Genomic DNA, 13,071 nt, shown 5'->3' with positions numbered 1-13,071 from the left:
ATGCGACCCCGCAGGTTGTATTCGGCGCCAGGCTCAAGCCTTGCGCCCGATCCAATTAGCTTGCGACGATGTTGACCAGCTTGCCGGGCACGACGATCACTTTGCGAATCGTCAGGCCATCGACGAAGCGCAGCACGTTTTCATTGGCCCGCGCAGCGGCTTCGACTTCTTCGCGCGTGGCGGCGGCCGGCATTTCGATCTGGCCGCGCAGCTTGCCGTTGACCTGGATGACCAGGGTCAGGCTGTCCTGCACCAGCGCGGTTTCGTCCACCACCGGCCAGCGAGCGTCAATCACCGGGTCGGCGTGACCCAATTGCTTCCACAGCTCGTGGCTGATGTGCGGCGTGATTGGCGCCAGCAACAGCGTCACGGCTTCCAGGCCTTCGTGAACCAGTGCGCGATCCTGTTCGGTGCCTTGCGCGGCTTTTTCCAGCACGTTCATCAGCGTCATCACCTGGGCGATGGCGGTATTGAATTTGTGGTTCTGGCCGACGTCATGGCTGGCCTGCTTGATGGCCAGGTGGATCGAGCGACGAATGGCTTTCTGCTCGTCGTTCAGGCTGGCGACGCTCAGTTTGCCCGGCAGGCCCTGGCTGACGTGGGCTTGCGCCAGGCGCCAGACGCGCTTGAGGAAACGGTGCGAGCCTTCGACGCCCGAATCGGACCACTCTGCGCTCATGTCAGGTGGCGAGGCGAACATCATGAACAGGCGGCAGGTGTCTGCGCCGAACTGGTCGATCATCGACTGAGGGTCGACGCCGTTGTTCTTCGACTTGGCCATTTTCTCGGTGCCGCCGATTTCCACCGGCAGGCCGTCGGCGATCAGCTTGGCGCTGATGACCTTGGCTTTGCTGTCGCGTTCGAGTTCGACGTCGCTCGGGTTGAACCAGGTGTAGGCACCGTTGGCTTCGCGACGATAGTAAGTCTCGGCGATCACCATGCCTTGGGTCAGCAGGTTCTTGAACGGCTCGTTGGAGCTCACCAGGCCTTCGTCACGCATCAGCTTGTGGAAGAAGCGCGCATAGAGCAGGTGAAGAATGGCGTGTTCGATGCCACCGATGTACTGGTCCACGGGCAGCCAGTGGTCGGCCGCGGATTTTTCCACCAGGCCGCCTTGGTAGTGCGGCGAGGCGTAGCGCGCGTAGTACCAGGAGGACTCGACGAAGGTGTCCATGGTGTCGGTTTCACGCTTGGCCGGTGCGCCGCATTTCGGGCAGCTGCACTCGTAGAACTCGGGCATGCGCGCCAGGGGCGAACCGGCGCCATCGGGTACGACGTCTTCCGGCAGGACCACGGGCAGTTGATCTTCCGGCACCGGTACGTCACCGCAGGTATCGCAATGCACGATCGGGATCGGGCAGCCCCAGTAGCGCTGGCGGCTGATGCCCCAGTCCCGCAGGCGGAACTGGGTGCGCGAGGCACCGAGGTTCTTCTTGATCAGGGCGACTTCGATGGCATCGAACGCGCCAGGGAAATCCAGGCCGTTGAACTCACCGGAGTTGATCAGCTCGCCATGTTCGCCATAGGCGTCCTGCCAAGGTTCCGGGGTCTGGTCGCCAGCGCTGGTACGCACCACGGCTTTGACCGGCAGGTTGTACTTGTGGGCGAATTCGAAATCGCGCTCGTCGTGGGCCGGCACGGCCATGACCGCGCCGTCGCCGTAGTGCATCAGCACGTAGTTGGCGACCCATACCGGCAGTTTCTCGCCGGTGAGCGGGTGCTCGACGAACAACGAAGTCGCCAGGCCTTTCTTCTCTTGGGTGGCGACATCGGCTTCGGCGACGCTACCGCCCTTGCATTCGGCGATGAACGCCTGCAGCTCAGGGTTGTTCTGTGCCGCCAGGGTGGCCAGCGGGTGCTCGGCGGCCACGGCGACATAGGTGGCGCCCATCAGCGTGTCCGGGCGGGTGGTGAAGACTTTCAGGGTGCCGGCTTCGCCAATGGAGGCGACGTCGTACGGGAACTGCACTTCCATGCCCCGGGACTTGCCGATCCAGTTGCGCTGCATGGTCTTGACCTGCTCGGGCCAGCCGGTCAACTCGTCGAGACTCTCCAGGAGTTCATCCGCGTAGGCGGTGATCTTGAAGTAGTACATCGGGATCTCGCGCTTTTCGATCAGCGCGCCGGAGCGCCAGCCGCGACCGTCGATCACTTGCTCGTTGGCCAGTACGGTCTGGTCCACCGGGTCCCAGTTCACGGTGCCGTTCTTGCGGTAGATCACGCCTTTTTCGAACAGGCGGGTGAACAGCCATTGTTCCCAGCGGTAGTAGTCGGGCTTGCAGGTGGTGACCTCGCGGGACCAGTCCACCGCCAGGCCCAGGCTGCGCAGCTGGGTCTTCATGTAGGCGATGTTTTCGTAGGTCCACTTGGCGGGGGCCACGTTGTTCTTCATCGCGGCGTTTTCCGCCGGCATGCCGAAGGCGTCCCAACCCATGGGTTGCAGGACGTTCTTGCCTTGCATGCGCTGGTAGCGGGAGATCACGTCGCCGATGGTGTAGTTGCGCACGTGCCCCATGTGTAGCTTGCCGCTGGGGTAAGGGAACATCGACAGGCAGTAGAAAGTCTCCTTGCCTGGCTGTTCGCTAACTTCAAAGGACTTTTGCTCGTCCCAGAACGACTGGGCGGCGGCTTCGATTTCACGGGGCTGGTAGTGTTCGTGCATGGCTACTTTTGTACTGAATGGGGTGGCCCAATCCTCTTCGTTGCCATGCTGGACGCAGACGACGCCGAATGCGGCGTTTTCGATGCCCAGCCAAGCTGGAAGTGGAGTTACAGGAAGCGCCGTAGCATACATGACCGCGCTCTGCCGAGGGAAACCCTGATTGCTGCCGAACTGTTGCCGAGCATCGGCGATGACCGGTGTTCAGGGCCGTTGGTCGCGGCGCCCTGCCGGTTTGCCCAGCGAAGCTAAGCTTCTCAATGGGGAGTGAGTCTTATCTTCAATGAGGTGAGGGATGGTTGAATCACAACGAAAAGTCGCTACACCTGAGTTGTACGAAAAACTGATCGATCGTCTCGGGGTGGCCCTGGACGCTGCAAGAACCGCCGGTCGCTTGCGTGATGAACGCCCGGCAGAGCTGGAACTGCGAGGCTTGAGCCCCGCGGAGTTCGAACTGGTCAAGGCTTACCTTGAACAGGCCGGACATCAACCCCCCACCAGTGGGGCCCAGGTACTCAAGCGTCTCGATGCGCCCCGTTCGGCCAAGGTTGTGTGGCTCAAGGACCGGACGCCTGATAAGGATGCTGTAAAGGTCCGGTCGCTGCAGTTCAAGTAAAGCCGGATTCACGCGTATCGCTTTTTTTGGTTCAAGGCTCTTTCGAATCTGTTGTCGCTTTGCGTCAACCCACTTAGGCTTCGGGCATCTATGGAGATGCCCGATGCCGTTTCGCTATTTCATCAAACAACTTCTATTGCCGCCCGGCATTCTTTTGCTGCTGTTGGCGCTCGCCTGGTGGTGGCGCCATTCTCGGCCGCGCCTGGCCCGGCTGTGTTTCGCCGTGGGCTTGGGCGGTTTCTGGCTGATGAGCCTGCCGGTGGCGGTGCAGTGGAGCGCCAAGGCATTGGAACGTGAGCCGCCGCTGCTTCGTAGCGAATGGGCGACCCTGGCCCAGCGTGCCGACGCCATCGTGGTACTGGGTTCCGGTCGTGAGCGCGGTGACCCGGCCTGGGGCTCGGACCAGCCCACCGGTGTCGGCCTGGAGCGCCAGCGTTATGCAGCGCGACTGGCCAAGGCTTCAGGCTTGCCTGTGTTGACAACCGGCGGCTTGCATTACGGCACCCCGCCCAGCGAGGCCAAGCTGATGGCCGACTCGATGCTGGAAGATTTCGATGTCACTGTGCGTTGGCAGGAGGGGCGTAGCCGCACCACCTGGGAAAACGCTCAGATGAGCGCCGAAATCCTGCTGCCGGAAGGCATCAAGCGGGTCGTAGTGGTGACCCAGGCCTGGCACATGCAACGGTCGGTCTGGAGTTTCGAGCGCGCGGGGTTTGAAGTGGTGCCGGCGCCTGTCGGCTTCCTGGGCCAGGACAACGCCCGGCCACTGGGCGGCTGGATGCCGGAGTTCAAGGCGATCTGGCAGTCGGGGCAACTGATGAACGAGGCGGTGGGGCTGGTGGGTTATTGGTTGTTTTATCGCTGAATAATTGAAATGAACGCTATTGTGGCGAGGGAGCTTGCTCCCGCTGGGTCGCGAAGCGGCCCCAAAAAAAGGGCCTGCTGCGCAGGCCAGCGGGAGCAAGCTCCCTCGCCACAGGGTTTTTCATTCACATGGGGGGAACGAGTTAAACCGTCCTGGCCATCCGTCCCGCCATCAGCGCCCAGCCCAGCAGCAACACGCACAAGATGATCAGCGGCCACGAGCGCCATTGCAGGTACGGCGTCAGGTCGTGCATCGGCACCACTTCGCCGTACAGAATGCCGCGCTCGAATTGCGGGATCTGTGCGGTGATCTGGCCGAAGGGGTTGATCAGGCCGGTCACGCCGTTGTTGGTGGCGCGGATCATCCAGCGGCCGGCTTCCAGGGCGCGCATCTGGGCCATTTGCAGGTGTTGCAGCGGGCCGATCGAGGTGCCGAACCAAGTGTCGTTGCTGATGGTCAGCAACAGGTCGCTGCGCGCTGACAGGCTGGCGGCAAATTCCGGGTAGACCACTTCATAGCAGATGAACGGCGCGATCTGGTAACCCTTGGCTTGCAGCAGCGGCTGGTCGGCCGGACCCCGGGCGAAGTCCGACATGGGCAGGTCGAAGAAGGCGATCAGGCCGCGCAGGATGTCCTGCAGCGGTACGTACTCGCCGAACGGCACGAGTTTTTGCTTCAAGTAAGTGCCGTCACCTTCGCCGGTCACGGTGATGCCGTTGTAGTAACGCTTCTCTTGGCGCACCAGTTGGCGAATCGGCACGCCAGTGATCAGCGCCGACTGCCGCTCGGCGGCGAAGCTGCCCATCATGTCCAGGTAGCCTTGGGCAGACTCCTTGAGTACCGGCACCGCGGTTTCCGGCCAGATCAGCAGGTCGACGCGCTTGGACGCAAAGCTCATGTCGCGGTACAGCGCCAACTGCGCGTTGAGCTGATCGGGGTCCCACTTCATGCTTTGTTCGATGTTGCCCTGGATCGCCGCAACGCTCAGCGGGTCGCCCGAAGGGCTGGTCCAAGCGTGGCCCTTGAGTGCCAGGCCGGCCACCCACGGGCCGATCAACAGCACCACGCCCGCCGCAATGAAGCCTTTGCGTCCGGTGCGGATCAAGCGGGGCGCGTTGTACAGCAGTGCGGCGGTCAGGGCCAGGGTGAAGGAGATCAGCCACATCCCGCCCAGCGGCGCGAGGCCGGACAGCGGGCCGTCGAGTTGGCTGTAGCCGGAATACAGCCACGGGAAACCGGTGAGGAACCAGCCGCGAAACGCTTCCTGGCCCAACCACAGCGCGGCGAACGCCAGGGCATCGGCCAGCGGCGCCTCGTTGCGGCGCAACCAGCGCGCCCACAGCCAGGCGGGCAGGGCGAAGAACCAGGCGATGGCGGCGATGAACAGCAGCATCAACAACCCGGCGAGCAGCACCGAGGCACCGCCGAAGTTATGGATGCTGACGTAGATCCAGCTGGTACCGGCGCCAAACAGGCCAAAACCGAAACACCAACCACGGCCCAGGGCCTGGCGCGGCGAGAGTTCGCGCAGCCCGGCATAGAACAAGCCGACCGCCAGCAATGCCAGCGGCCAGAGGTCGAACGGCGCCAGGGCCAGGGTGGTGATCGCGCCGGCCGCCATGGCCAGCAGGTTACCGGGCCAGCCGGGGCGGGTTATCCAGCGCATTTTTGTCCTTAGCGGGTCTCGCAGGGGTTATCGGCCAATGGGGGACAGGCGCAGCAAGTGAATCCGACGGCTGTCGGCATTCAGGATGCGGAAGCGCCAGGAGCCGATTTCCGTGGTTTCGTTGCGCTTGGGCAGGTGCCCGAAAGCACTCATCACCAGGCCGCCAACGGTGTCGAATTCATCGTCGGAGAATTGGCTGTCGAAGAACTCGTTGAAGTTCTCGATCGGCGTCAGGGCCTTGATCAGGAAATCGCCGCTGGGCAGGGGCTTGATGTAGCTGTCTTCCTCGACGTCGTGCTCGTCCTCGATGTCGCCGACGATCTGCTCGAGCACGTCTTCGATGGTGACCAGGCCGGCCACGCCGCCGTATTCGTCGATGACGATGGCCATGTGGTTGTGGTTGGCGCGGAACTCACGCAGCAGCACGTTCAGGCGCTTGGACTCGGGCACGAAGGTGGCCGGGCGCAAGAGGTCCTTGATGTTGAAGCTGTCGCCGTTTTCCTGAAGGATCAGCGGCAGCAGGTCCTTGGCCAGCAGCACGCCCATGACGTCGTCATGGCTCTCGCCGACGACCGGATAGCGCGAGTGAGCGGAGTCGACCACGGCGGGCAAAAATTCGCGAGGGGTCTGGGTCGCCTTGATGCTGACCATCTGCGAGCGCGGGACCATGATGTCCCGGACTTGCAGGTCAGCGACCTGGATGGCGCCTTCGACGATGGCCAGCGCTTCGCTGTCCAGCAGTTTGTTCTGGTGTGCATCGCGCAGCAGCTCCAGGAGCTCCTGGCGGTTCTTCGGCTCATGGGCAAAAGCCTGGGTGAGCTTGCCCAGCCATGACTTCTGCCCGTTGCTCGATCGATCTTCGCTCATAGCGATTACTCTGAATCCTTTGTCGTTACAGGTTGATGTATCAGTGTTCGTCGCCGGCGTAGGGGTCGGGATGACCCAGCTCTGCAAGCAACGTTCGTTCCAGGGCTTCCATTTCTTCGGCTTCGTCATCTTCTATATGGTCGTAACCCAGTAGATGCAAGCAGCCGTGAATCACCAGATGGGCCCAGTGGGCCTCGGGGAGCTTGTCTTGTTCCGCCGCTTCACGCTCCACCACCGGGACGCAGATCACCAGGTCGCCCAGCAACGGGATGTCGAGCAGTTCGTCGGGAACATCGGCAGGGAACGACAGCACGTTGGTGGCGTAGTCTTTCTGCCGCCAGGTGTGGTTCAGTTCACGGCCTTCGGGTTCGTCCACCAGGCGGATCGTCAGCTCCGAGTCGGCGCTGCGCTGGCGCAGGGCCAGTTCGCACCATTGACGGAACTGGGCTTCGCTGGGGGCGGCGTGTTCGCAGGCCACTTGTAGGTCGAGTTCAAGCATTGTGGCGATGGCCTTTGCTTTCGGCCGCGTCTTCATCGGCGCGATTCTCGAAACGCTCGTAGGCTTCGACAATGCGCTGCACCAACGGATGGCGCACGACGTCCTTGGGCATGAAGTGCGTGAAGCTGATGCCCGGCACGTCCTTGAGGACCTGGATCACATGGTTCAGCCCGGACTTGGTGCCCTTGGGCAAGTCGACCTGGGTGATGTCCCCGGTGATGACGGCGGTGGAGCCGAAGCCGATCCGGGTCAGGAACATTTTCATCTGCTCGACCGTGGTGTTCTGGCTTTCGTCGAGGATGATGAAGCTGTTGTTCAGGGTCCGACCACGCATGTAGGCCAGCGGCGCGACCTCGATGACCTGGCGCTCGATCAGCTTGGCGACGTATTCGAAGCCGAGCATTTCATACAGCGCGTCATAGAGCGGGCGCAGGTACGGGTCGATCTTCTGGGCCAGGTCGCCGGGCAGGAAGCCGAGTTTTTCACCCGCTTCGACCGCCGGTCGCACCAGCAGGATGCGCCGTACCTGTTCACGTTCCAGCGCATCGACGGCGCAGGCCACGGCCAGGTAGGTCTTGCCGGTACCGGCCGGGCCGATGCCGAAGTTGATGTCGTTGCCCAGGATTTCCTTCACGTAGCGCTGCTGATTCAAGCCGCGAGGGCGAATCATGCCTTTTTTCGTGCGCAGGGCCACGGCAGGTTCCGACGGGGCGGGGTTGTCGAGTTCTTCGACAGCCGACTCCTGCAGGAACAGGTGGACCGTATCCGGCGACAGCTCGCTCCCCTTGGTTTCCCGGTAGAGACGGCGCAGCAGGTTTTCCGCGGAGGTGGTGTGCTTGGGTTCGCCGATCAGTTCGAACTGGTTTCCGCGGTTGCGGATCTCGATGGCCAGGCGCTGTTCGATCAAGCGCAGGTGCTCGTCGAATTGCCCGCACAGATTGGCGAAGCGGCGAGCCTCAAAGGGCTCGAGAATAAAGCGATGTGGTTCGATGGGTGCGTTCAAGGTCGTTTTTAGCCGCCCGGGGGCAATTAAGGTGAAATCAAGGATAACGCCAGTAGGCTGGGTGCGAAAGCTCTTAAACAGGCGAATCTGATCACAGGGCTTGGCACACCCACTGTGGGAGCAAGGCTTGCCTGCGATCAAGGCGCCGCGGTCTTCAGTGAGATTGCGGTGCTTCTATCGCGGGCAAGCCTTGCTCCCACAGGTCTTGCTTGCACAGACAATAGGGTTTTTGAGCAGGTTACTGGATCAGCGAACCGCGCAGGGAGTGCGGTTGCGCGGCGTCGATGTGCACGTCGGCGAACTGGCCGATCAGGGCCGGGGTGTCGCAGCGGAAGTTGACGATGCGGTTGTTTTCGGTCCGCCCTTGCAACTCGCCCGGGTCCTTTTTCGAGTAATCGGTCACCAGAATCCGCTGGACGGAGCCGACCATTTGTCGGCTGATCTCGAAACCTTGCTGGTTGAGACGATGTTGCAAGGCGTTGAGCCGTTCTTTTTTCAGTTCTTCGGGGGTGTCGTCCGCGAGATCAGCCGCTGGGGTGCCAGGACGCTGGCTATAGACGAAGGAATAGGAGAAGTCGAAGCCCACGTCTTCGATCAGCTTCATGGTCTGCTGGAAGTCTTTCTCGGTTTCGCCTGGGAAACCGACGATAAAGTCCGAACTGATACAGATCCCCGGCACTGCCGCACGCAACTTGCGCAGCTTGGATTTGTATTCCAGCGCCGTGTGGTTGCGTTTCATGGCCGCAAGGATCCGGTCGGAGCCCGATTGCACCGGCAGGTGCAGGTGCTTGACCAGTTCGGGGACTTCGGCGTGGGCCTGGATCAGGCTGTCGGAGAACTCCAGCGGATGAGACGTGGTGTAGCGGATGCGGTCGATGCCATCGACTGCCGCCACGACGCGGATCAGTTCGGCGAGGTCCGCCAGGCGCCCGTCATGGGTCAGGCCACGATAGCCGTTGACGTTCTGCCCCAGCAGGGTCACTTCGCGCACGCCGTGTTCCGCCAGGTGGATGATTTCGGCGATCACGTCGTCGAACGGTCGGCTGACTTCTTCGCCGCGGGTGTAAGGGACCACGCAGAACGTGCAGTACTTGCTGCAACCTTCCATCACCGACACGTAGGCACTTGGGCCGTCGATGCGCGGTTCGGGCAGGTGGTCGAATTTTTCGATTTCCGGGAACGAGACGTCCACTTGCGGCAGCTTGGTGCTGCGCGCGGCATCGATCATCTCTGGCAGGCGGTGCAAGGTCTGCGGGCCGAAGACCACGTCCACGTAGGGCGCGCGATCACGAATGGCCGCGCCTTCCTGGCTGGCCACGCAACCGCCCACGGCGATGACCATCTCCGGGTTGGCCAGCTTCAGTTCGCGCCAGCGGCCGAGCTGGGAATACACCCGGTCCTGGGCGCGTTCGCGAATCGAGCAGGTGTTGAGCAGGATCACGTCCGCGTCTTCAGCGCGGGCGGTGACTTCCAGGGCCTGGTGTTCACCCAGCAGATCGACCATGCGCGAGCTGTCGTACTCGTTCATCTGGCAACCGTGGGTTTCGATGTAAAGCTTCTTGGCCATGGACGGGATCATCACGTGATTCAAAGAACCGCGCATTATAGAGAACAAGTCCTTGGGTTCCCACCGCTGTGCGAGCAGTGGCTATGCTATAGTTCGCGCCCTCATTTTTACCCGCCGATGTGTTTCGCCAGCCATGACCAAACGTGAAGCTCCAATCTACAAGGTGATTTTCCTCAACCAGGGCCAGGTGTTCGAAATGTACGCCAAGCAGATCTATCAAAGTGATCTGTGGGGTTTCCTGGAAGTGGAAGAATTCGTCTTTGGCGAGCGCACGCAAGTGGTCGTCGACCCGAGCGAGGAAAAGCTCAAGGCGCAGTTCGAAGGCGTGGTGCGCAGCTTCGTGCCGATGCATTCGATCGTGCGCATCGACGAAGTCGAACGCCTGGGCACCCCGAAAATCAGCGAAGCCCGCGGCGCGGTCGGCAATGTGATGCCGTTTCCGATGCCGATGCCTGAGAAGTAAGGCTCAGGACCGAGTTGCCCCAATCGCGAGCAAGCTCGCTCCCACAGTGGGTTCTCTGTGAACACAAGATTTGTGTACACCAGCGATCCAGTGTGGGAGCGAGCTTGCTCGCGATGAGGCCATTAAAGCCTGCGCAATAATCAAGGCAACGGTGAGAAGGGCGTACGCCCATCGGCGTTCTGCAATTCCATCAGGTATTTGCGAAATATCTGGCCCAGCACCTGGGTCGCCACTTCCAGCTCGTCACGGGGCATTTGCTCGGCGACTTCATCGGCGGTGTCCAGGGCTTCTTCGGCGCCATTGACCGCGGCCATCTTCAGGACGATGTAGGCCTGGACGTTGTTGGCTGGTACGCCTTCGCCATGGAAGAACATGCCACCGAGCTTGAATTGCGCCTGGGCATGGCCTTGCAGAGAGGCTTTTTCGAAGTAGTTGAGGGCCAGCTTGAGGTCGCGCGGCGCAGCCTTGCCTTCGTAGTAGAACTCGCCCAACTCGTATTGCGCTTGTGCATCACCTGCGTCCGCCGCTTTTTGACAGGCGTCGAGTGCCGGTGCGAGATCTTGTGGCTGGGTGTTGAGCGTGCAACGGCCCAGCGCCGGGATCAACAACGAGTTGCCGCCTGCCTGTGCATTCGCCAGCAGGGGCTGAAGGAGCAACAGGCAGCCCAAGGCAAGGGTGCGGCCGGTGCGGTTCATGGGAATCGACTTACCTCTGAGGGGCGCGCGGACCCTCCGGGGGATCCAATAAGCGCGCATTATGAAATAAGCAGGGCCATCCTTACAAAGTCTTTACTCGTTTTTCTGCTGCGAGGGAATGCTAATAGCTGCTTCGGGCATAAATACGTAGGAAAAGGGCGGGTAGGTTGTCGGCAATCACTGACGCCAGCTTCAGCCGGCGTCAGTTATCCACAGGCTTACTTCAGCGCAGCAAAGGCCCGTTCGGCCGCATCGAGGGTGATCTTCAGCTCGGTCTCGCCATGGGCGATGGACGTGAAGCCGGCTTCGAATGCGCTCGGCGCCAGGTACACGCCGCCGTCGAGCATCAGGTGGAAGAAGCGCTTGAAGCGGTCGGCGTCGCTGGCCATCACGTCTTCGAAGGTGACGATGTCATCGGCACCACTGAAATACAGGCCGAACATGCCGCCGGCCTGGGTGGTCACGAAAGGGATGCCAGCCGCGTCGGCACGAACCTGCAGGCCGTCGAGCAGGCGGGTGGTGTAGTCGGTCAGTTCGGCGTGAAAGCCCGGGCGGCTGATCAGGCGCAGGGTGGTCAGGCCGGCGGCCATGGCCAGTGGGTTGCCCGACAGCGTGCCGGCCTGGTAGACCGGGCCCAGCGGCGCGATGCATTCCATGATCTTGCGCTTGCCGCCGAAGCAGCCCACCGGCATGCCGCCGCCGATGATCTTGCCGAAGGTGCTCAGGTCCGGCGTGACGCCGTAATGGGCCTGGGCGCCACCGAGGGCCACGCGAAAACCGGTCATCACTTCGTCGAAAATCAACACCACGCCGTGCTGGTCGCACAGGCTGCGCAGGCCTTCGAGGAAACCCGGTGCCGGTGGTACGCAGTTCATGTTGCCGGCCACCGGCTCGACGATGATGCACGCCACTTCCTGGCCGACTTCGCCGAGCATCTTCTCGACGGCTTCGAGGTCGTTGAACGGCAGGGTCAGGGTGTGTTTGGCGAACGCTGCCGGTACGCCGGCCGAGCTCGGCACGCCCTGGGTCAGTGCGCCGGAACCGGCCTTGACCAGCAGGCTGTCGGAATGGCCGTGGTAGCAGCCTTCGAACTTGATGATGCTGTCGCGGCCGGTAAAACCCCGCGCCAGGCGAATCGCGCTCATGGTCGCTTCGGTGCCGGAGCTGACCATGCGCACCATCTCCATCGACGGCACGATCGAGCAGACCAGGTCTGCCATCTCGGTTTCCATCGCGGTCGGAGCGCCGTAGGACAGGCCGTGTACCAGTTGCTTGCGCACCGCATCCAGCACGTCCGGATGGCTGTGGCCGAGGATCATCGGGCCCCAGGAGCCGACGTAATCCACATAGCGCTTGTCGTCTTCATCGGTGACGTACGCGCCTTCGGCGTGCTTGAAGAACAGCGGGGTTCCGCCAACGCTCTTGAACGCACGAACAGGCGAGTTCACGCCGCCGGGGATGTGTTTCTGGGCATTGGCAAACAGGGTTTCGGAACGGGACATGGTTGGGCTCTCGAAGACGGAAAAATGGACTATTTGATCTGCAGCAGCTCATTGAAGGCGCGGGCGCGGCGCGTCACTTCATTGGTGCTGTCGGCGCCGAACAAGCCGTGGACCACCGCCAGCAGGTCGACCCCATGGGCCATCAGCGGGGCGGCGTTGTCCAGGGTGATGCCGCCAATGGCGCACACCGGGATATGCAGTTTGAGGTGCGCCTGTTCGAGCAGTTCAAGGTTTGCACTGGGGGCGCCGGGCTTGGTGTTGGAATTGAAGAAACGCCCGAACGCGACATAAGTGGCACCTTCGCTGGCGGCTTGTTCGGCCAGCGCCAGGCTGGCGTGGCAGGTGGCGCCGACGATCGCCTTGTGCCCGAGCAGTGCCCTCACTGGCGCCAACGGGCCATCGGTCTGGCCCAGGTGCACACCAACGCCCAGACGTGCGGCCAGTTCGGCGTCGTCGTTGATGATCAGCTGGGTCTTGTAGCGCTCGCACAGGTTGCGCAGGGCTTCGGCTTCCCGCAGGCGGCGGGCCTCGTCGCTGCTTTTGTCGCGGTATTGCAGCAGGGTGACGCCACCTTCCAGCGCCGCTTCGACATAAGCGAGGAACTTGCCGGCCAGCAATTGGCTATCGGTGATGGCGTAAAGGCCACGTAATTTCATTCCACAGGCCTCC

The 13,071-nt window shown here is 62.1% G+C and carries 12 protein-coding genes; 3 read left to right on the top strand and 9 right to left on the bottom strand.

Features of this window, described 5'->3' with window-relative positions; all coding sequences use genetic code 11:
• Positions 1-55: 55 nt before the first annotated feature.
• Positions 56-2,662: a leucine--tRNA ligase gene (gene leuS, locus HU749_RS26130; RefSeq protein WP_079302727.1), complete on the bottom strand. Its 2,607-nt coding sequence runs from the start codon at positions 2,660-2,662 to the stop codon at positions 56-58.
• Positions 2,663-2,954: 292 nt separating this feature from the next.
• Here leuS and HU749_RS26125 point away from each other — a divergent pair, with 292 nt between their 5' ends.
• On the top strand, positions 2,955-3,275 hold the full coding sequence (locus HU749_RS26125) for a hypothetical protein (RefSeq protein ID WP_014340365.1): 321 nt from the start codon (positions 2,955-2,957) through the stop codon (positions 3,273-3,275).
• 103 nt (positions 3,276-3,378) lie between these two features.
• Entirely contained in the window at positions 3,379-4,140 is a 762-nt protein-coding gene (locus HU749_RS26120; RefSeq protein WP_095963304.1) for a YdcF family protein, read from the top strand.
• A gap of 142 nt (positions 4,141-4,282) precedes the next feature.
• Here HU749_RS26120 and lnt read toward each other — a convergent pair whose 3' ends face one another.
• The 5 genes from lnt to miaB form a co-directional block, all read right to left on the bottom strand.
• The gene (lnt, locus tag HU749_RS26115; RefSeq protein ID WP_014340363.1) at positions 4,283-5,806 is read right to left on the bottom strand and encodes an apolipoprotein N-acyltransferase; all 1,524 of its coding nucleotides are present in this window, start codon (positions 5,804-5,806) and stop codon (positions 4,283-4,285) included.
• Between the two features lie 27 nt (positions 5,807-5,833).
• Positions 5,834-6,673, bottom strand: a complete 840-nt coding sequence (locus HU749_RS26110) for a CorC family transporter (protein WP_003205870.1) — start codon at positions 6,671-6,673, stop codon at positions 5,834-5,836.
• A 40-nt stretch (positions 6,674-6,713) separates the two neighbouring features.
• Positions 6,714-7,172, bottom strand: a complete 459-nt coding sequence (gene ybeY, locus HU749_RS26105; protein WP_046065210.1) for an rRNA maturation RNase YbeY — start codon at positions 7,170-7,172, stop codon at positions 6,714-6,716.
• Positions 7,165-8,175: a PhoH family protein gene (locus HU749_RS26100; RefSeq protein ID WP_079302723.1), complete on the bottom strand. Its 1,011-nt coding sequence runs from the start codon at positions 8,173-8,175 to the stop codon at positions 7,165-7,167. The genes ybeY and HU749_RS26100 overlap by 8 nt, the downstream gene beginning before the upstream one ends.
• Positions 8,176-8,413: 238 nt before the next feature.
• Positions 8,414-9,742, bottom strand: a complete 1,329-nt coding sequence (gene miaB / locus HU749_RS26095; protein ID WP_003205865.1) for a tRNA (N6-isopentenyl adenosine(37)-C2)-methylthiotransferase MiaB — start codon at positions 9,740-9,742, stop codon at positions 8,414-8,416.
• Between the two features lie 133 nt (positions 9,743-9,875).
• Here miaB and HU749_RS26090 point away from each other — a divergent pair, with 133 nt between their 5' ends.
• Positions 9,876-10,205, top strand: a complete 330-nt coding sequence (locus HU749_RS26090; protein ID WP_003185742.1) for a DUF1820 family protein — start codon at positions 9,876-9,878, stop codon at positions 10,203-10,205.
• A gap of 140 nt (positions 10,206-10,345) precedes the next feature.
• Here HU749_RS26090 and HU749_RS26085 read toward each other — a convergent pair whose 3' ends face one another.
• The 3 genes from HU749_RS26085 to thiE form a co-directional block, all read right to left on the bottom strand.
• On the bottom strand, positions 10,346-10,900 hold the full coding sequence (locus HU749_RS26085; RefSeq protein WP_014340359.1) for a tetratricopeptide repeat protein: 555 nt from the start codon (positions 10,898-10,900) through the stop codon (positions 10,346-10,348).
• A gap of 218 nt (positions 10,901-11,118) precedes the next feature.
• Complete coding sequence (gene hemL, locus HU749_RS26080) at positions 11,119-12,402, bottom strand: glutamate-1-semialdehyde 2,1-aminomutase (RefSeq protein WP_014340358.1); 1,284 nt, start codon at positions 12,400-12,402, stop codon at positions 11,119-11,121.
• Between the two features lie 29 nt (positions 12,403-12,431).
• Positions 12,432-13,058 (bottom strand): thiamine phosphate synthase, encoded by a 627-nt coding sequence (thiE, locus tag HU749_RS26075; RefSeq protein WP_186651591.1) that lies wholly within the window; start codon positions 13,056-13,058, stop codon positions 12,432-12,434.
• Positions 13,059-13,071 lie beyond the last annotated feature (13 nt).

Source organism: Pseudomonas ogarae (assembly GCF_014268695.2).
GTDB lineage: Bacteria > Pseudomonadota > Gammaproteobacteria > Pseudomonadales > Pseudomonadaceae > Aquipseudomonas > Aquipseudomonas kilonensis.
This window is presented reverse-complemented; position numbering and strand designations above follow the sequence as displayed.